General features: G+C 59.5%; 1 protein-coding gene. It reads right to left on the reverse strand.

The genetic code is table 11. From position 1 onward, the window contains the following. Positions 1-217 precede the first annotated feature (217 nt). Positions 218-459, reverse strand: a 242-nt coding sequence (locus J5M56_RS25175; RefSeq protein WP_207938083.1) for a TolC family protein, incomplete at its 5' end; no start/stop codon positions are given.

The raw sequence follows: 459 nt of genomic DNA on the forward strand, positions 1-459 counted from the left end.
GGAGATTTCGGTCCAAACCGAATTCCATTTGTGGGAGTGAGCCTGCTCGCGAATGCGGTGTCTCATTCAGATGCATCAGTGCCTGACAGGACCTCTTCGCGAGCAAGCTCGCTCCCACATCGGGCCTTGATCGTGCCGGAGATTTCGGTCCAGACCGAATTCCATTTGTGGGAGCGAGCTTGCTCGCGAATGCGTCAGTCCATTCGACGCATCTCTGTCAGATCACCTCCCAGCCACCCCCCAACGCTTTGTACAAGGCAATGCTCGCCTGCAACCGCGACAGGCGCAGTTGCACGTTGAGGTCTTGCGCCGCATACAGCGTGCGCTGGGTTTGCAGGACGGTGAGCAGGTCTGCGGCGCCGGCCTGGGAGCGGCTCTGGGCGATGTCGAAGGCGGTTTGTGCCTGGTTCAGTTCTTCGCTTTGCCATTGCCGTTGTTCATCGAGGCCACGAATGCTGC

The sequence above is a fragment of the Pseudomonas sp. 51_B genome, from assembly GCF_017491595.1.
Classification (GTDB): Bacteria; Pseudomonadota; Gammaproteobacteria; order Pseudomonadales; family Pseudomonadaceae; genus Aquipseudomonas; species Aquipseudomonas promysalinigenes.